The sequence below is a fragment of the Streptosporangium sp. NPDC001681 genome, assembly GCF_040298085.1.
GTDB lineage: Bacteria > Actinomycetota > Actinomycetes > Streptosporangiales > Streptosporangiaceae > Streptosporangium.
Map to the genome: position 1 here is coordinate 1 of NZ_JBEOZN010000106.1, position 17,219 is coordinate 17,219.

16 protein-coding genes and 2 CRISPR repeat arrays are annotated in these 17,219 nt (G+C 68.0%); of the genes, 6 read left to right on the forward strand and 10 right to left on the reverse strand.

Going from position 1 to position 17,219, the window contains the following annotated elements; all coding sequences use genetic code 11:
• Positions 1-117: 117 nt before the first annotated feature.
• From ABT130_RS35170 to ABT130_RS35185, 4 genes are read right to left on the reverse strand one after another with little or no spacing between them, the layout of a single operon-like run.
• Positions 118-447 (reverse strand): hypothetical protein, encoded by a 330-nt coding sequence (locus ABT130_RS35170; protein WP_350962936.1) that lies wholly within the window; start codon positions 445-447, stop codon positions 118-120.
• A complete protein-coding gene (locus tag ABT130_RS35175; RefSeq protein ID WP_350962938.1) occupies positions 444-812 on the reverse strand; it encodes a hypothetical protein in 369 nt (122 codons plus the stop codon). Before ABT130_RS35175 ends, ABT130_RS35170 begins: the two co-directional genes overlap by 4 nt.
• Positions 796-1,197: a hypothetical protein gene (locus ABT130_RS35180; RefSeq protein WP_350962941.1), complete on the reverse strand. Its 402-nt coding sequence runs from the start codon at positions 1,195-1,197 to the stop codon at positions 796-798. The genes ABT130_RS35175 and ABT130_RS35180 overlap by 17 nt, the downstream gene beginning before the upstream one ends.
• Positions 1,194-1,880, reverse strand: coding sequence for a hypothetical protein (locus ABT130_RS35185; RefSeq protein WP_350962943.1), 687 nt, complete (start codon positions 1,878-1,880; stop codon positions 1,194-1,196). Before ABT130_RS35185 ends, ABT130_RS35180 begins: the two co-directional genes overlap by 4 nt.
• A gap of 256 nt (positions 1,881-2,136) precedes the next feature.
• Between ABT130_RS35185 and ABT130_RS35190 the strand changes: the two genes are divergently transcribed.
• From ABT130_RS35190 to ABT130_RS35210, 5 genes are all read left to right on the forward strand, one after another.
• Positions 2,137-3,534: an NsdA family TPR-like regulatory protein gene (locus tag ABT130_RS35190; RefSeq protein WP_502992238.1), complete on the forward strand. Its 1,398-nt coding sequence runs from the start codon at positions 2,137-2,139 to the stop codon at positions 3,532-3,534.
• Between the two features lie 31 nt (positions 3,535-3,565).
• On the forward strand, positions 3,566-4,045 hold the full coding sequence (locus ABT130_RS35195; RefSeq protein ID WP_350962948.1) for a hypothetical protein: 480 nt from the start codon (positions 3,566-3,568) through the stop codon (positions 4,043-4,045).
• A 234-nt stretch (positions 4,046-4,279) separates the two neighbouring features.
• Positions 4,280-5,277: direct repeats of the CRISPR family, unit length 37 nt; unit sequence CCAGCACCGGCCCTCCGGGGTCGGTGAGGATCGCAAC.
• A 40-nt stretch (positions 5,278-5,317) separates the two neighbouring features.
• A complete protein-coding gene (locus ABT130_RS35200; RefSeq protein WP_350962951.1) occupies positions 5,318-5,458 on the forward strand; it encodes a hypothetical protein in 141 nt (46 codons plus the stop codon).
• A gap of 226 nt (positions 5,459-5,684) precedes the next feature.
• Entirely contained in the window at positions 5,685-5,930 is a 246-nt protein-coding gene (locus ABT130_RS35205) for a hypothetical protein (RefSeq protein ID WP_350962954.1), read from the forward strand.
• Positions 5,927-6,343: a hypothetical protein gene (locus ABT130_RS35210; protein ID WP_350962957.1), complete on the forward strand. Its 417-nt coding sequence runs from the start codon at positions 5,927-5,929 to the stop codon at positions 6,341-6,343. The genes ABT130_RS35205 and ABT130_RS35210 overlap by 4 nt, the downstream gene beginning before the upstream one ends.
• A gap of 347 nt (positions 6,344-6,690) precedes the next feature.
• Positions 6,691-7,097: direct repeats of the CRISPR family, unit length 37 nt; unit sequence CCAGCACCGGCCCTCCGGGGTCGGTGAGGATCGCAAC.
• Positions 7,098-7,112: 15 nt separating this feature from the next.
• Here ABT130_RS35210 and ABT130_RS35215 read toward each other — a convergent pair.
• The 6 genes from ABT130_RS35215 to fxlM all read right to left on the reverse strand — a co-directional run bounded on the left by ABT130_RS35215 (position 7,113) and on the right by fxlM (position 15,021).
• Positions 7,113-8,219, reverse strand: a complete 1,107-nt coding sequence (locus tag ABT130_RS35215; RefSeq protein ID WP_350962959.1) for a hypothetical protein — start codon at positions 8,217-8,219, stop codon at positions 7,113-7,115.
• Between the two features lie 2 nt (positions 8,220-8,221).
• Positions 8,222-9,190: a thiopeptide-type bacteriocin biosynthesis protein gene (locus ABT130_RS35220; RefSeq protein WP_350962961.1), complete on the reverse strand. Its 969-nt coding sequence runs from the start codon at positions 9,188-9,190 to the stop codon at positions 8,222-8,224.
• Positions 9,172-10,338, reverse strand: a complete 1,167-nt coding sequence (locus ABT130_RS35225; RefSeq protein ID WP_350962964.1) for a lanthionine synthetase C family protein — start codon at positions 10,336-10,338, stop codon at positions 9,172-9,174. Before ABT130_RS35225 ends, ABT130_RS35220 begins: the two co-directional genes overlap by 19 nt.
• 8 nt (positions 10,339-10,346) lie before the next feature.
• Entirely contained in the window at positions 10,347-13,451 is a 3,105-nt protein-coding gene (locus tag ABT130_RS35230) for a lantibiotic dehydratase (protein WP_350962967.1), read from the reverse strand.
• A gap of 81 nt (positions 13,452-13,532) precedes the next feature.
• On the reverse strand, positions 13,533-13,709 hold the full coding sequence (locus ABT130_RS35235) for an FxLD family lanthipeptide (RefSeq protein ID WP_350962970.1): 177 nt from the start codon (positions 13,707-13,709) through the stop codon (positions 13,533-13,535).
• Positions 13,710-13,776: 67 nt separating this feature from the next.
• Entirely contained in the window at positions 13,777-15,021 is a 1,245-nt protein-coding gene (gene fxlM / locus ABT130_RS35240; RefSeq protein ID WP_350962973.1) for a methyltransferase, FxLD system, read from the reverse strand.
• Between the two features lie 235 nt (positions 15,022-15,256).
• On the opposite strand from fxlM, the gene ABT130_RS35245 reads away from it, so the two are divergent.
• Positions 15,257-16,747 carry an NsdA family TPR-like regulatory protein gene (locus ABT130_RS35245; protein ID WP_350962975.1) on the forward strand — a complete coding sequence of 497 codons (1,491 nt, stop codon included), beginning with the start codon at positions 15,257-15,259 and terminating at the stop codon, positions 16,745-16,747.
• Positions 16,748-17,219 lie beyond the last annotated feature (472 nt).

The following is a 17,219-nucleotide window of genomic DNA, read 5'->3' on the forward strand; positions in this document are numbered from 1 at the left end:
CAAAACACTTTTCCCCTCCCCGCCGCTTTTCCTTTGTGCCCCGGGTTGTGCACCCCGGCCGGGGGGGTGTTGGGGCGCGGCGGCACGGGAGGTGGGATCGCCGTGCCGCCGCGCGGTTCAGGGTGGATCCGTCGGTTCGGTGTAGTGCTTCCCGAGACGTTCGGCGATGCGGCGCGCGACCTGCGGTAGGTCGTCTGTCGGTGCCTGCTCTGCGGGTTCTTCGAGGAAGTGGGGTCCCCAGCAGAAGACCGTGCCCGCAGTGTCGGCCCACACGGTCAGGTCAGTGTTGATCACGAGGCGGGGCCGGCCCTGGTCGTAGGAGATGGTCGGGTAGATGCGGTGGGTGTGCAGTTCAGTGCGCAGGTGCTTGAGGGCAGTGACGGCGCCGGGGTGCCACCTGGTGGCGTTCAGCTGCTCGCCCGCTGGGGTGTCAGGGTGAGGGATCACGGCTGGCTCCCCTCCGGAGGCGAGGGGTGTGGCCCCGGGGCTCGTTCGGCGCGTCCTGGGGGTGAGGCGAGGGGTACGGACCCCGGGGCTGCGGAGGGTGGCGGGTCCGGGTGGCTGGCCGCGCCGGGTGTGGGCGGCGTGGGGGCGAGTGGTGAGGCCCGCCAGAGGTCGAGTTCTGCCTGTTGCATGAGGTCCCACAGGGCGGTGGCGCTGCTCGCGCAGACGATGCGGCACTCGTTGGGGTCGGTGCACTGCCAGGCTTCGAAGCGGCGGTGGCGCAGGCTCCAGATGACGAACCAGTCAGGTGCGTGCTGTTGGACCTGCTGGGCGGCTCGGGCCGCGTCGAGGTCAGCAAGGGTCAACATGCTCGGCCAGGATCACGTCGGAGAGCAGGGGCAGTCCGTTGCGCACCACATCGGCCGCATCCCTGGTATGCAGGATGGCGTGGTGCTCGGCGAGCTGTCTGGCCGCCGCGAGCAGTGTCAGCTCGGAGCTGAGCAGCGGGCTGCCGGCGTGGTTGAGTTCGGGGCTGGTCCACCAGAACCGCTCGCCATCGGTGTAGGCCAGCAGCCCGTAGTGGACGGAGACGATGGCGTTGCCGGAGGCGAGTTCGTGGACGTCCGCGTGAATGTGGTGAACCTCGGCCAGTACGGCGGCCAGGTCGTGGGCGTACTCCACGGCGGTCATCGAGGAGGTGGGACCGCCACCGTACCTGCGTGCGGGGGTGTCGCCCCGCTCCGGGTTACTCATGCCGCGACCTCCTGGTACGGGTGGTGTCGCCAGGACGAAGGGGCGTCCGGTGAATGGTCCCGGCCGGGAGCGACGGTGAGCCCTGGCCGGGGATCCTGGTGGGTCCGGTGCCGGTCGCCGGTGCTGGGGATGTCCGGTAGCACGGTGAGCGTCCGCTGGACCAGGGGCATGACGTGCTTGCGAGGGTCCAGGTTGGTGTGCGGCGGTGGGATGGGCGTTCGCTGGACGGCCGGTTCGGCGGGTCGCGGGTGTTGCGGCTGGCGGCCCGCGTTCTGGGATGGGTTTTCGGATGCGCGGGCCGCGATCAGGGCTCGCCGCCGGGTGAGCGAATCCCGGGCGAGCGCCAGGCGGGCCGCGCGCTCCTCGTGTGTTTCGACCGGCCGGTGCGGGCGGCACGCGCCGGGCACCACCGGGCGGCGCGCCTCCGTACGCCCGGCGGGCCGGGTGCGGGCCGATGGAGTCTCGCGCTCGGCCTGGCGGGGCGCAGGCACGACCGGAGCGAGTTTCGCGGTGACCTCGTGAGCAGGCTCGAAGGTCGGCAGAGTCCGGCCCAGACCGAGTCGGCGGCGTACGTCGAGGCGTTCGGCCATCAGTTCACTGGACGGCTGCGCGTACTCGTGGTCGGCGGCCCGGCCGGGGCAGCCGTGCGCGTACGGTGCGTGCCCGCAGATGGCGCATCCCATCGGCAGCGGCGGACTTTCAGCGAAACAGCCGCAGCGGCTCGCCATAGCCCGGTCGAGAATCGGAGCACTAGGGTTATGCATCGGGTCAGGACTCCCTTCCTGATCAAGAGGCCCGTACGGCGTGTCAGCGCCTGCGGGCCTCGCCTGTTTGGACAATCACCCCTCATGAGATCGCCGTAAAAGCACGCGTGACCAGGTGTGGGTAAGGGAAGCTGAAGGAAAGAGCTCTTTCCCCTGCCTCCGAAGAGGTGCGCCGATGATCGGAGAGGTCCCCCTTTGGGCTAAAAGGTTGCGAGATGAACGGCGTAACCGTGAATGGTCTCATCGGGACATGGCTAAGCGGCTGGTAGAGGCAGCCAGCAAGGAGACGCGCGATCATCTTCCCGCGCGTGAAAGCATCGTCCGAAATATCAAAAACTGGGAGGCGGGAAAGCATCGGCCGAAGGACCCATATCCGAAGTTGTACGCTCGCGCCTTCGGCCTCGACGAGGCTATTATCTTCGACGCTTCACCAAATGAACTAGTGGGCGTCGTAGTGGCTGACCCTGGCCTTCCGTGGGTATGGGAACCGGGTCCTATAGTGAGCGCTATTTACGACATGACTAGAAGTGATCTAATGCTTGATCGTCGCCAAGCCATCAGAGCGCTGTCTATAACGGCTGGGCTGCCGTTGATCGATCCTGTTCAGCGCTGGCTGGCTAAGACCTCGGAAGAGCTTCCTGCCACCTCACAGGCGGGCCGCATCGGCGTCGACGAACTGGCCAGGCTGGAGACAACCGCCGATGTTTTCCGGACATGGGGCGACTCCCAGGGCGGAGGCCTGGCACGTAAAGCGGTAATCGGCCAGCTCAACGAGGTCGCCGACCTGCTGCGAGATTCTCATCCCCGTGATATCACCGTGCGGCTGTTCCACGTGATGGCCAAGCTGGCGAAGATCGCCGCCACCATGTCGTGGGACTGCGGCATGCAGACCGCAGCGCAGAAGTACTACATTCTGGCCCTGCAGGCTGCCAAGCCTGCCAAGGATTGGACATTCGGGGCCAGCGTCCTGGCGTCCATGGCCCGTCAACTGCTCTACCTCGACCGGCCGCAGGACGCATTGGAACTGGTCCGTCTGGCGTTGGACGGAGTCCAGGCGGCTGGCACACACAGGGTGCGGGCCATGTTGCACACCCGTGAGGCATGGGCCTATGCCGCGCTGGGCAGGCCCGAAGCGTTCCGGCGAGCGACGGACAAGGCGGAGGACGCCTTTGGCGAGATCCGTACAAGCGACCTGGACCCTGAGTGGATCACCTACTTCGACGCGGCCGAACTCGCCGGCGTCACCGGAGGCCGCTACCTGGAGATGTCGCGCAGGAACGGCCAGTACGCGGCTGTCGCCGTGACCCACATCGGCCGAGCGCTGGAACTTCGCAGGCGAACCAGCATGCGCAGCCTCGCCCTGGATCAGGTAGGACTTGCCCAAGCGCACCTGCGGAACGGCGACCTGGACGAGGCGGTCACGGTGGGAAGCGCTGCTGCGGACACGGCCGGTCAAGTCCAGTCTGATCGAGTGCGCGTCCAGCTCCGCGAGCTGCATGCGGAGATCGCGGCACGGCGCGAACCCGTGATGGCTGGCCTGAGCGAGCGGATTCGGGAGACACTGGCAGGCTGAAAAGATCACTGTTGTCGATCAGGAGGCGCCGATGATGCGTATCGGTGTTACCGGCCACATGAACCTGACGCCGGATACGGCTCGCCTAGTGTCGGACGCGCTTCGCTCGCACCTGACAGAGGTAACCGGTGACGTGATGGGGGTGTCCTGCATCGCCCGGGGAGCCGATTCGTTGTTCGCCGACGCGGTCTTGGAGGTCGGTGGTGCACTCGAAGTCGTCCTGCCATCCCGTGACTATCGCGACGCCAAGGTCAAGCCGGATCACGCCGAGCAGTTCGACCGGTTGCTCGGCAAGGCCGCTCGGGTTCGCGTCATGGATTTCGACCACGCGAGCCGGGACGCGTATGTCGCGGCCAACGAGGCGATGCTGGGGTCGGTCGACGAACTCGTGGCGGTGTGGGACGGTGAGCCGTCTGTGGACGAGGGCGGGACAGCGGGCGTCGTAGCGGAAGCTCGGCGGCGCGGCGCGCGGGTGACCGTGATCTGGCCGGAGGGGGCCGCCAGAGGCTGAAAGGCGTCCCACCGGTCGGGTAGGTGCAGGGCTGGGTAATGAGCTTCTTCTCAACTGGACATATGGGTATTACGCGGGCCGTTGCCTTCTGTGGCCCCTTAATGATCTAGGAACCCTTGGCGTGCCCGTGACACGCCACCTGTTCCGAACCGGAAATCATCAGCAATCAGACATTTTCCCCTGCCTGCTGGACGTTTCTCCCCTGAAAAAGACTAAAATCCCAGCTCAAGAACTCCAGCACCGGCCCTCCGGGGTCGGTGAGGATCGCAACATGTTCGAAGGGTGGGGCAGGTGGGCCCCGGCGCCGCCAGCACCGGCCCTCCGGGGGCGGTGAGGATCGCAACACGCGGGCGGGGACATCACCTCTGGCACGGTGGCCTACCAGCACCGGCCCTCCGGGGTCGGTGAGGATCGCAACATCGTCCCCGCGGTCTTGGACAGGGCGGTGCCGGTGACGCCAGCACCGGCCCTCCGAGGTCGGTGAGGATCGCAACGCGGTGTTCTGCGCCCACCGCAGACCGAAGTCGCCGGTGCCAGCACCGGCCCTCCGGGGTCGGTGAGGATCGCAACAGCGGTGACCTGATGGTCATCAAGCTGCTGTTCGCCTCCAGCACCGGCCCTCCGGGGTCGGTGAGGATCGCAACGCTGAGAGGTTGCAGCGCGACTGGCGGCGGAACGCCCGACCAGGACCGGCCCTCCGGGGTCGGTGAGGATCGCAACTTGTCCATGCCCTTGACCTCGGCCTTGTTCCCCGAGGCCAGCACCGGCCCTCCGGGGTCGGTGAGGATCGCAACGTCGCCGACGGCGACGTCAACACTCAGGCGATCAGCCCAGCACCGGCCCTCCGGGGTCGGTGAGGATCGCAACCCGCGCCTGCCCGCCGGGGTCACCCCGGTGATCCCGCCAGCACCGGCCCTCCGGGGTCGGTGAGGATCGCAACAGGATCTGGCCGACGGCTGCGGTGACTCGGGACACCCAGCACCGGCCCTCCGGGGTCGGTGAGGATCGCAACCTCTGGCGGTCTCTCGCCGCTCACTGGTCTGACAAGCCCAGCACCGGCCCTCCGGGGTCGGTGAGGATCGCAACCTGCTCGGCTTCACGCTCCGCGGCTTCAACATCTGACCAGCACCGGCCCTCCGGGGTCGGTGAGGATCGCAACCTGCTCGGCTTCACGCTCCGCGGCTTCAACATCTGACCAGCACCGGCCCTCCGGGGTCGGTGAGGATCGCAACCCCGCGGACTCGCCAGAGCAGCACTCGGCCACATCACCAGATGGGCCCACATGAGGAGCAGCGGACCCGTGAGGTGGGGTTCCGTCTCCCGCACTGGAAGGACGCAGCCGACCGGATACTCAAAGGCAAGAACGTCGTCTGTCCGGCGCTGTCGGCCGAGGGCCGGTGCCAGGTGCAGTGAGGTCCGGCCGATGATCTACCGCCTGTACGGCGCAGCCGAGGGTCTGGCGTGCCCCCACGGGTGCGAGCCCGAAGGCGATCATCTACCGGCCGCCGAAGGATGGCGGCTGCGAGACGCGGTCCTGGAGCTGTAGCACGACGAAGACACCGCAGGCGCGGACCACGCGGTCCGCGCCCTTTTGCTCGTTCCCCGGCCAGTTATCTTATGCCGATTATATGATCCGAGTATGAGGAAACGAGCCGTCACCGTCACGGTGGACACCGACCTGATCGACTACGCCGAACAGCAGGTAGAAGGCGGTGACGCCCGCTCCCTGTCCGCCTACGTCAACGAGGCCATCGCGGCGCGAGTCCGCAGCGAACGACGCGCCCGCGCCACCTGGGGTGGACTCGTCACCAAAGCGCAGGCAGACCCCGACGCCGTCGCCCGCGCCGAACGCATGGCCGCCAACGTCAGGGCGAAACTCGGATGATCATCCCTCCGCTCATCCTCGACAAGACCGTCCTCGGCGAACTCACCTGCGGCGATACCGCGCTGATCAACCTCGTCCAGATATTCGACGCCGGCGAACAGCCGATGATCATCCCCGCGTTGGCCATCACCGGGGTCATGCTCGACAACAAGTCGCCTGAGGCAGCCGACGCACTGCGCGGCCTGTCCCTGATGGCAGGTGTCACCGTTGCCTCCCTCGACGGGCCCGAGGAGAGCATCGCCCTGGCCGACATGACCAGCAGGACTGGCCTGGATGTCTGGGACGCTCAGGCCGCCACCGAAGCCCTCGCCCGGATCGGTGCAATCCTCACCCTCGACGCCTCCCGGTGGGAGGAGCCGCAACGCCACATCGAGGAGCATCTGCAAGTGATCGAGATCTCCGACGACATGTAGTCCGATTGGAGGCGCCCGTGCCGAAACCAAGCGGACTGACGAGCAGCGCCGGGAACTCCTGGACGCTTACCAGACGGACGAGCCGCCCGCCTGGAGGACGAAGGATGGGAGCGGCACGTCAACGAGTGGCCCGACCTCGACGCGAGCACGGGGGTCTTCCTGCGTCGCACCGTCCAGGGGCACGCGCTCGACCGGGAGACCAGCACCGGCCCTCCGGGGTCGGTGAGGATCGCAACCGTGTCGTCTCGGTCGAGGACAAGGACGGCAAGCCGCCCAGCACCGGCCCTCCGGGGGTCGGTGAGGATCGCAACCTTGAAAGCGTCTACAACGACAACCATGGTGCACTCCCAGCACCGGCCCTCCGGGGTCGGTGAGGATCGCAACTATTCGGGCAACATGATCGTTGCTAGCGAGCTACGGCTACCAGCACCGGCCCTCCGGGGTCGGTGAGGATCGCAACACGGACAACTTCAAGCAGATGGACGTCGTGCTGGCTCCAGCACCAGCCCTCCGGGGTCGGTGAGGATCGCAACAGGCTGGTGACCGCGGTCTTGGCATCGGCCACCGCCGCCAGCACCGGCCCTCCGGGGTCGGTGAGGATCGCAACGAGGACTTGATCGCCCACCTGCCCGAGTAGGAGGCAGCCAGCACCGGCCCTTCGGGGTCGGTAAGGATCGCAACGTCACCACCACGCCCACCGGGATCCAGACGCGCGCCCCAGCACGGGCCCTCCGGGGTCGGTGAGGGGCGTAACTGACGACTCTGACCGCTACATCGACGCGGCCAATGTCTTTTTCGCGACCTGCACCGAATTGGTGAGCGAATTGAGCAGAGGCTCTGGCAGGGTCCCGGATCCCAGACCAGAGCAGATCACCAGCCTGGACAGCGCCTCGCGTTGCGCGTCGGTCAGACTCTTCGAAGTATCGGGGTAACCAAGCACGTCACGTGCGGCATATCCGTCGCCCGCCTCGATCACCTCTGTCGCCACCCGGGCGAGTACGCGGTCACCCACATCCGAATCAGCGCCCGCGAGGGTGACCACGGTCAGTCCCAGCCGAGCTCGGAAGACCGCGTAACCCGGCACCGGCTCCTGCCCAAGGAAGCACGCAACCATCATCGCGATATCCCGGCTGCTTGAGCCCCCGTTCGGGCCCGCACACATCACAGTCAAACAGGAAGCGACCTGTTTTTCCCATGGTTGTGTCGGTGTGCTCTCCTGCAGCATCGCCCGCGCCGTCTGCAGCGCACCGCGCAGGCAGGGGGCAACGATCGCGGCCTGCCGACCTTCCATGAGGTGCACGCCGATCCCCCGGTAGGTCTGGGCGTGTGTGACCGCGGCATCCCAACGCCCAGCGAGCGTGAGAGCGCGGATCCCGTCCTCGAGACACTGCCTCCAGACCCACTCGCGGAGCTTGTGATGCTCCTGCCGCGTACCGGTGAGGTTGGCCAGTGGCAGCGTGCGCCCGTCGACGGCCAGGTCGGTGTTCGCCATGACAGCCTGGTACATCGCTTTCAGTAACTGCAACGCCTGCCCTCCGGCGTCGGCGCGGATCTGAAGCCGAGCAAGGTTGACGACCGGTTCGAGCATGTACCTGGCCTGCAGCACGGAGAGCCGGGAGCGGGCCACGCGATAGACGTCGATGTGCTGCCAGCACAGGTCGCGGGCGTAGGCCGTCAGGCCGCAGTCGCTGGCCAGCAGTGCGGTCTTGTTCAGAGCGTGCGCTGCTTCGGCCATGCCGTCTGCGCCGGGCGCCTCGGCTGCGCAGACGATCTCAGCGATCTCGGTAACCCGCTCAGACTGCGACGGGCAGGCGGGTCGGGGTCGGCCCAGCAGCGGGAAGCGGCGCGCGGCGGTGCTCAGCGTCGTGATATCCATGATCAGCTCCTGGGCAGGATGGCTGCGCTCGCAGCGCGGGCGAGGATGCCTTGGGTGGTGGCCGACAGGCCGAACCGGTTCCAGTGGAAGATCAGCACATGGGTGAGAACTGCGCGCACCCCACGCTCCAAGCTGCCCTCTGCTGCCGCCTGACCGAACTGACGGCCGGCGGCCTGATGAGCGGCGAGCCAGGGTGCGGCAAAGGAGATCGGGCCGTCTGGCGCGAACAGTCCGCGGTTCGGCTGCACGGGTACGACCAGCAAGGTGCGCACGTCGTCCGCCAGGTCGGTGACGCGCCCGGCATCGGTGCCAGACGGTGCCGGACGTAGCCGAGCCACCCGGTCGAAGACATCACCACACTCGAACCAGTCCAATCCCGCCGCACGCAGCAGAGCACCGACCAGTACGAGAGACAGTTCCCGGCGGCCCAGGCCCGGTGAGTGTCGGCGCACGTAGTCCAGCACGCCACGGCTATCGGCGCAGAACAGGTCATGGACGATGCGCATCCCTACTGGTCCGCCGAAAGCAGCGGTCTCTGGCTCGTACACGGTCGGCCACCAGCGGGTGAGTACTCCGGCTGCGGTCAACTCGCCAAGCACGCGGTTCACGGCTGCGGTGTCCGCGCCGCGCAGCCGCAGCCGCCAGCAGGGGTGCTTACGCAGGAACCACCATCCGGCCGCGGCCCCGCTGCCCTGGAGCTGGTCCAGGCGCGGCCCGAGCTGTGTGGCTCCGGAAGCTTCCGCGGTGCTCCAGTCGGGAAACTGGACACGCAGCTGATACCACTCCTGGTCCGCGCGTCGTTCCAGCGCGGCGAGCCCAGCGGTTTGATACACCCGCAGAGCTTCTTGGAGGCCGGCTGGGTCCATACCGTTTTCAGCCGCGGTGACCTCAAGGTCCGCGCCCGCGAGCACGGCGAGTACAGAGTCCGAGAGCTGATACGGCGGGACGGTAATCAGGTGATCAGCAGGCATGCGTCCCATCCCGAGCGTGGCGGCGCGGTGTGCCGCGTGGTCTCCAGAGCCAGGCCCACACCGACGCCTCCGGTCAGCAGCCCGGTCTCGTCGTCTGCGGCGGCCGTGTGCCGGGCCAGTGCGGTGGCCAGCACGGAAAGCCGTCGCCCGATCGCGGGGGTCTGCGCGTCACGGGCGGCCCGGTAGGCGCTCTGGTACACCCCGGCCATTCCGTGGCACAGTCCCGCCTCGGTGATCCGCTGGAGCTGCTGATCGGTCAGGCACGCGACCAGGGTTTCCTCCGCGGCCTTACGTCGTGTCGGGTCGTCGGTGGCGATGGCCGCGAGCTGCTGGGCGCGGGCGATCCCGACCGCGCCGTAGCACCACGACGGTCGACCGGGGCCGTCCTGGACTGGGCGGCCGGTGCGCAGTTCCTCGCGGGTGAGCCACTGCGGCCACCACGGCCCATCTGCCGAGTCCTGCTGCCACCGGTCGAACCAGGCGCCCAGGTACGCGATCGCCTCGTCTTGGCCATCGACCACGCAACCGCGGCGTGTGGCGAGGGCAAGCAGGGCGAGTAGTCCCGCCGCGCCGTGCGCCATCCCGACATTCGCGTGCCCGCCGGGGGTCGGCAGGATCGGGTCCGGGTCGTGGGCTACCCACCAGCCCGGCAGCTCCAGCCCGTCCTCATGACGCGGCTCGATCAACCGGATGACGTAGTGCAAGATGTCGGCGAGGGTGTCGCTGCCGGGCATACGGTGCAGCAGGAGCGCGCCTATCCCGGTCAGCCCGTAAAAAAGGTCGTACTCGCCGAACGTGGCGCTCTGGCCGCGCTCGATCCGGCCTGCGGCGGCGGTCAGGCGTCGGCGGGCCAGGTGCAGCACGTGCTCGTCGAGGGCCGTGGCCGCCGACCGGTAGCGGGGATGTCCGTCAGTGCCGGCGGCGTGCAGCACGAAGCTGATGGCGGGCGCCCCGTAGTACAGGCCAACGTGCTCGGCGGCGTCGACCGGCCCGGTCGCGGCCTGCTGGATGTGTGTGCGCGCGCTTTTCCACTCGCCGGATCCGGTCAGGGCTCGTTCGATGTGAAGCAGTGCGGTCCCGGCCGCCCCCGTCGCCAGGGATTGACGGGCGGTCTCGTCGACGGTGAGCACCACCGGAACGGTGTTCACGTGGGCGTTCACAGGGCACCGGCCAATGCCAGGCGGCGTAGCGCGGCCGCGCGGGCGAGGCGGCCGGTCACCCTCTCAAACGCCGGATCGACACCGAGGGCGCGCACGTGGTGCTCGTGCAGCAGGGTGCGCAGCACACCTGTCGGGTCGCGCTGGGAGGCGAGGACGTGGTGATAAGTGGCCAGCGCCGCGTCCCGGACCTGCCATGCGGTGGCCACCGCGTCGCCGCCCGGCAGGGCGCGCACGGTCTGGAATTCCCCAGCGGGGTCGGCGAGGTGGAGCGCGTGGTCGCGCAGCGTCCGTTCCAACGGCCCGGTCTGCTGTTTCAGGCACCGGATCAGCGCCCGGTATCCGGACTGTGCGTCGGAGGCGAAAGCCGCGGCCAGGTGCGTCATCGAGGCGGCGGCCAGCGCTTGAGCTGGGAGTCCGGCGGCGTCGGCCATGGTGATCTGCGCGACGGCGGCCGTTGTGTCGGCGGCGAACACCTGCTCGGCCGCGATGAGTGCCGGGCCTTCGCCGTAGCGGGCGAGATGCTGCGGATGAGAGGCCAAGGTGAGCTGCGCAGGCAGGCCGCGCTCCTCCAGAGCGGCGGTGAAAGCGGCCAGGCGTGCGGCGGCGGGCCCGTACTGTTCGGGGTCGGTCAGGCGTAGAAACAGAGCGAGGTGCTGATCGGTTTCGGGCCGGATCATGTCGCGGTGCCGCCCCACCCACCAGCGCTCGACCAAGCCGGTGAGCTCGCCGGCGAACGCGGGAAGGTGCCTGACCAGGATCTCGTCGAACCGTGCGGGGTTGCCCACCAACTGTGCGTGCACCAGCGCCGCAGCGCCGGGCTGAAGGACGGTGCCCGGTGCCGTGGTCACCGGAAGGCGGCGCGGGGACGGGGTGATCGCGGTCATCGGGATCAGGAACTCCACGCGCCGTCCGATCCACTTCTGATCACCTGGCGTGTCGTCCTCGGTCAGTTCGATCCGTCCGGCTCGCGTCAGCCGTGTCCGCAGCAGGACGCGGTCCAGTTCCTGATCCAAATCAAGGGGAAGGCGTAGTTCCCCGTGACACAGCACGACTCGTGTTGGTATCCGCCATCGTTGCCGCCAGGAGCACATGGCCGCGTTCCACTGGTCGCCGGCGAGGGCGCCCGGCAGATCGGCGGAGGTGAGGATCCAGCGGGCTGCGGCCAGCACGATGCGCCGGTAGCGGATACGCGGGACATACGGCAGGGTACGGGCGGCTCCCAGGTCGAAGGGGCCGAACACCGCGCTGCGGGCATCGGCGACCTCGGCGAGGAACCGAGCCAGTGGCGGACTCTGGACGGAGGTGTCCAGTGCGTGCGGTATCCGGACAACCACGCGCCGGCGAGTGGAGCGCTGGATCAGGTACATCTGGTCGGCGTCGGCGGTGACCGCGAGGTCCTCCACGCCGATCACACCGCCCTCAGGGTGCTCGGACAGGGATACGACGTCGGGGAGGAGACGCGGGACGCGCACCACGTTCTCGTTGTGCGGGCAGCGCGGCGGGAAAGACAACTGCACCGCCACCACGGTGTCGTGCTCGTCATTCTGGTCGCCTGCCGCGTAGGACGCGGCCAGCAGGGCACGGTGCGCGTCGCTGAGCAGGGGGGCGAATCGTCCGGCCATGCTGGTGTGCGCGCGGGGCGCTGCGGTGACCCGCAGCTCGAACTCGCCTCGGTCGATCGCCTCAGGGGAGGCGGCATGCAGCGCGACACCAAGTTCGACGCGCTGCGGCACCACGATGTCGGCGTGCTCGCCTACGGTCAACGCCACGATGTCGGCGTCGGTCAGCTTGATCTCCTCGGCTCCGTCCAGGGCTGCCTTCTGGATCAGTGTCAACAAGGTGGCGTCGCGCTCGGTCAACATCCGCCAGGCAGGCCGGGCGCGCGGCGCGCCGAGATAACCGCCGGGGTATCCGAGCCCGGAATCGGCCACCAGTTCCCGTACCGGCACCAAGGCGCCGGGACCGTATCGGACGCGAAACCGGGCGTGGTAGTCGAGCCAGGCTGCGGCGCCGAAAGGTTGGGTGGTCAGGCGCAGCAGGACACTGGAGGCCAGCGCGGCCTCGGCCAGCACCCGCTCGGGAATAGCGATCCGTCCGTCAAGCCGCACATCGGCGGCCAGCACATGCCCGGTGCCAGGGGTCAGCGTGCTCATCCGCGCGGTGGCCGATGCCCGGATCGCCGCGGCCTGCCGTGGGTCGTCACACCTGTTGTGGCGGGCCAGTTGCTCGCTGATCTCCTCAAGGTGGCGCAGCAACGCCGCGATGCCGACCAGTTGCTCCGTGCCGGCCACGCGCAATGCACTGATCAGGTGGGTCAACCCGTCGACGGCAGTCATCGGCGGACGCAGGCTGGTGATCAAGATGCCCTGGTCGACCAGAGTGTGCAACAGAGCGTGGATCTTCCCCGGTGCCATGGCCGGGAAGTGAGCAGTCAACCGGGCGGCCAGCGCGTCAAACCGTATCGGCGTGGCAGCCACGGCCAGCGCGGCCTGCACGGGCCGGGTGTGGCGTACGGAGATTTCGCGCAGCGGTCCTGGAGTTCTGGTCCCCAGCACTGCTCGCCCGGCCACGATGAAGCGGCCGTCGCGCACGATCCCGGCGCTGTCGGCCACCACCGTCAACCGCGGGCGCAGGCCAGGGTGCTGCTCGATCTGGTCGATCAGCATCGTGAGCCATTCGGCGTCCGCGCGCACCAGCGCGCGGTGCCCGTCGCCGACCTTTGCCGCCGCGGGCCCGAGCTGGGCGGCGACGATTCCGGCGAACAACCCGAACGGGGTGGTACGCCGCTGCCAGCGCAGCAGATAAGAGGCCGTGGACACGAAGGCGCGGCGCAGGTCATCGGCGACGACCAGGTCGGGCCGTCCGTCGGGGGCGGTGTGGAGGAGCTGGTCGAGGCGCGCCCCCAGGACGGGGCTGGCCATCCGCAACGCCTCGCGTACCTCGTCGCGAGACCACACCTTCGCCAGCCACGTCCGGCCTTCCCGCTCGATCGCGGCCGGATCGGACATCTCTAGGTGTGCGGGCGGCTCCAGATCACCGGGATCTGTGGTCGCGCGGACCACCACCAGGCCGGTGTGCTGGTAGCGCGTGGGTACGGTCATAGTGATCCACTCCTCCTTGGCCGACGGTGAATCGCGCCGTCGGCGCCCAGGGTTGCCGGGCGCCGACGGCAGGAGCTTGGTTCAGACCGGGTCGTTGGAGCTGGTGCTACACGCGCTGGTGCTGCAGGTGCTGCCGCAGCCGTCGCTGGTGCCGCACATCATGGTGACGAGGGGCGTGGTGGCCTCCACCACGCGCATGTCCAGTTCGAACTCCTCGTCGGTGACCTCGGTGGCGTCGAGGGTCAGTGGAAGAGTCATGGAGTTCACTCCTTATTCCGGGGGTTGGGTGTGGTGCATCCTGGCCCGTGCAGGTGCGCATGGTTGCTCAGCCCGCTGCGGGCCAGGAGATCGTGACCAGGCCGTGGGTCTTGTGGAGGAGCACCGCGTCCTTGGGTATCTGGGCAAGGTCGCTGCCGGTCGGCCAGAAGGCGAACGTGGGGGCCGGGCCGCTTCGGGCCCGCCGGTCCCACACCTGGATCTGCTCGACCATCGCGGTCGCCACCTCCTGGCCGTGGGTTCCGTAGGCGTGCGCTCCGAACTCGACTCCGGCGCCCTCCAGGGCCGGGCGCACCGCCAGGTAGGCGAAGGAGTCACCGCGCACGACTCCGAAGGGAAACCAGCTTCCGCGCTCCTCGGCAAGCTCGATTCCCTCATCCACGGCGAGCCTGCAAAAGCCGGTCAGGAAGCTGGCGAACCACAGGTGCAGGTCGGCGAACGATGTCCGGTACCCGATCGTGACACCGGACCACAGCGCGGTGCGCTCGGTCGCCAGTACCCCGTCCAGCAGGCTCGGATCCTCCGGTGCCCCGTCGTCGAACCGCAGGTTGACGTGGCGACCCTGCGCGTCGGGGAGCCGGAAGACTCGCTCGGGGTGTTTCCCGTCGCCCTGCATCGCGACGAATCCGCATACCTCGGCGGAGGTGCTCACCAGGTGGTCTGCCTCGCGCCGGAATCCGATCGAGCGGGTGATCCCGTTCATCACCAGTGGCGCGACGATCACTCCGCCGGCAGTCAGTTGTTCCAGCCACGCCGGAGGGATATCCCACGTGCCGACCGTCGAAATGATCGCGTCGAATGGGCCGAACTCGGGCACGCCGTGCTCAGCGTCGGCTAGCACGACTGCGACCCGGCCGCCGTACCCGGTCGCCTCCAGCAGGGACTGGGCCCGATCGGTCACCTCCGGGTCGATGTCCACGCTGACCACCCGGCCCTCCGGGCCGACGACCTCAGCCAAGAGCGCGGCGTTGTAGCCGCCCGATCCGATCTCCAGCACGCTCCTGCCGGGCCTGATTTCCGACTGCTCGATCATTTGGGCCTGGATGAACGGCGCGCTGATCGACGAAATGATCACACCATGCTCGTCCGTCTTGGTCGCCACCGACTCGTCGGCGTTGTAGGCGACCTCCAGCGGCGTACCCTCCGGTACGAACAGGTGCCGCTCCACCACGGAGAACGCATCAGCGACCCGATCGCTGAGGATCATCCCCTGCTTGCGTAGTTTCTGGACGAGAGCTTCGCGTAGCAGTCCAGCGGAAGGGCCGGCGTCGGCCTTCGTCTGCCGTGTAGTCATCAGCGGATTCCTTCAAGGGTTGGTGAGGGCGGCGTATCGCCGCCACGGAGATCGTGGTCCCTTTCCTCAACCGGGTTGGCGTCTTCACGAAACATTGAGACGTGGGGTCCGGACGACCCCTGACCGCGGGGAGAACCGTCAGGTTCAGTACTCCCCGCCGAGAGGGGTAGGCGAGCGAAGCGGTCGGCGGCTACGGTCATGGAGAGTCGTGCTCACCGCCAGGAGGTGCGAGGAGATGGACGGCGAAGCACGCAGGCTGATGAAGGAGTTGGCCGCGCGGATGCGCCGTGACGGTTCCTCCACGGCCCGGATCGCCCAGGTGCTCATGCAGCGCTTCGGCCTGAACCCCCGCGTCTGCTATCGGCACGCCCTAGGCCTGAGCCAGGCGCAGGTCGCCGACCTCTACAACCGACGTTGGCCGGGATTCGTCCCGAAGACCTACAAACAGATTTCCTACTGGGAGCGGTGGGGTGGCCCAGGAACGGCCGGGTCGTCCTCGGCGCGTGCGCCCTCTTTGGAAGACCTGGGCCGGCTGGCGGCCCTGTACAAGTGCTTGGTCGATGACCTGCTGTACGGGCCCCAGAGCCTCTGCGCTCCATCGGCGCTCACCATCCCATATGAGGTGATGAATGATGTGCTGGCCGACCTGCAGCGCCCGGCCGAAGCGACGGCGACCTACCCTGAACAGTGCGAGAACGATGCGGTTGTCGCTTTGCGCACCCCCATCGGGGATTGGAGCATCACTGTGACCATGTCGCGCCGCAGGTTCAGTACGCTGCTCGCCACAGGCGGCCTGGCAGCACTACTGCCCGATGCCGTTCTGACCTCGGCGGGCGCCGAGACGAACACCGTCGTCACCTCCTACCGGCGGATCCTCATCGCCCACCAGAGCGGGCACTACCTGCTGGCCCCAGCCGCCCACATCGAAGCTCTCGTCGACACGCTACGAGACAGTGCCGCCAGCCGCGACAGTGCTGACGCCCGGCTGCGGCGTGACCTGCGCGGCCTGCAAGCCGAGATCGCCGAGCACCTTTCGTGGCTGCACCGGGAGATCGCCGACCTTGACAATTGTCGCCGCTGGGCGGCGAAAGCCACTTCATGGGCGCTGGAAGCGGGCGACACCACCATGGCGACGTACATGATGCTGCGCACCGCGACACTGGCCCTCGACCACGGCGACTATCCGCGCGCCATCGAGTTGGCACAGGCCGCCCAACACACCACGTGGCAGATCCCCGCTGTTCTGCTGGGCGTGGCCCGGCTCTACCAAGCGAGAGGTGTGGCCGCGACCGGAAGCATCGACGCCTTTGAGTTGGATACCGCCGACGAACTTCTCGCGAGTTCGCCGGGCCCGGACGATCCGGCCTACCTACGGTTCTACGGCCCGCGATTCGCCGAACTTCAGCGCGCCACTTGCTACCTGTCCGCCGGACAGCCCAGTCGGGCCGTCACCATCTTGCAGGCACAGTTGACCGGGTTGCCCGCCACCTACCACCGCGACCGCGCGGTGCATCTGGCCCGCCTCGGCATTGCCCACGCCGCCGACCACGCTCCGGATGCCGCCGCGATCGCCGGCCTGGCCAGCCTCACCGAAGCACGCCAGGCCGGCTCTCAGCACGTTGTGGCCGAGTTGACCCCGCTTCGAGACCGGCTTACCCGCCACTGGCCCACCCAATCCAAAGTCCGTGAATTCCGCGAGGCGCTCGCCACGTTCTCCGCATCGTGATCTCCCCGCGCCAGGGCACAGCGCAATTGAGAGACCTTCGGGTGGTCGGCTTGGGTCAGATAAGCACCCAGTTGGCTACGTCGCCTACCCCGAACGGCTCCGCCATGTGCCCGTCCCGCCCGCTCTGCCCGGGAAGGCGTGGATCAACGAGCCTCGACCGTTCACGATCGAGACCACGGAGGATCGGCAGGCAAGCAACGCAGCATGATGTGTGTCATCCGGCTTGACACCTACCGGCTCGCAGGCCAGGCATGATTGGGCGACACCTCCGGCAGAATGGTGTCGAACGCCGGTCGAGGTCGGTGCCCTGTCGGAGGTTGCGGGGGTATCACCTGTTCCTCGCTCGAATGTCGAACGTGTGGGCGCCACGCAAGCCGTTGCCTCCTGTGGCTCCTTGTTGATCTAGGAACCCCCAATATGCCCGCGACACGCCACCTGTTCCGAACCGAAAATCACCAGCAATCAGACATTT

Bases quoted from the DNA above. Each gene is read 5' to 3' on its own strand.
- ABT130_RS35175 (WP_350962938.1), bottom strand. From the start codon at position 812: ATGTTGACCCTTGCTGACCTCGACGCGGCCCGAGCCGCCCAGCAGGTC.
- ABT130_RS35180 (WP_350962941.1), bottom strand. From the start codon at position 1,197: ATGAGTAACCCGGAGCGGGGCGACACCCCCGCACGCAGGTACGGTGGC.
- ABT130_RS35185 (WP_350962943.1), bottom strand. From the start codon at position 1,880: ATGGGATGCGCCATCTGCGGGCACGCACCGTACGCGCACGGCTGCCCC.
- ABT130_RS35190 (WP_502992238.1), top strand. From the start codon at position 2,137: ATGATCGGAGAGGTCCCCCTTTGGGCTAAAAGGTTGCGAGATGAACGG.
- ABT130_RS35195 (WP_350962948.1), top strand. From the start codon at position 3,566: ATGATGCGTATCGGTGTTACCGGCCACATGAACCTGACGCCGGATACG.
- ABT130_RS35200 (WP_350962951.1), top strand. From the start codon at position 5,318: ATGGGCCCACATGAGGAGCAGCGGACCCGTGAGGTGGGGTTCCGTCTC.
- ABT130_RS35205 (WP_350962954.1), top strand. From the start codon at position 5,685: ATGAGGAAACGAGCCGTCACCGTCACGGTGGACACCGACCTGATCGAC.
- ABT130_RS35210 (WP_350962957.1), top strand. From the start codon at position 5,927: ATGATCATCCCTCCGCTCATCCTCGACAAGACCGTCCTCGGCGAACTC.
- ABT130_RS35215 (WP_350962959.1), bottom strand. From the start codon at position 8,219: ATGGATATCACGACGCTGAGCACCGCCGCGCGCCGCTTCCCGCTGCTG.
- ABT130_RS35220 (WP_350962961.1), bottom strand. From the start codon at position 9,190: ATGCCTGCTGATCACCTGATTACCGTCCCGCCGTATCAGCTCTCGGAC.
- ABT130_RS35230 (WP_350962967.1), bottom strand. From the start codon at position 13,451: ATGACCGTACCCACGCGCTACCAGCACACCGGCCTGGTGGTGGTCCGC.
- ABT130_RS35235 (WP_350962970.1), bottom strand. From the start codon at position 13,709: ATGACTCTTCCACTGACCCTCGACGCCACCGAGGTCACCGACGAGGAG.
- fxlM (WP_350962973.1), bottom strand. From the start codon at position 15,021: ATGACTACACGGCAGACGAAGGCCGACGCCGGCCCTTCCGCTGGACTG.
- ABT130_RS35245 (WP_350962975.1), top strand. From the start codon at position 15,257: ATGGACGGCGAAGCACGCAGGCTGATGAAGGAGTTGGCCGCGCGGATG.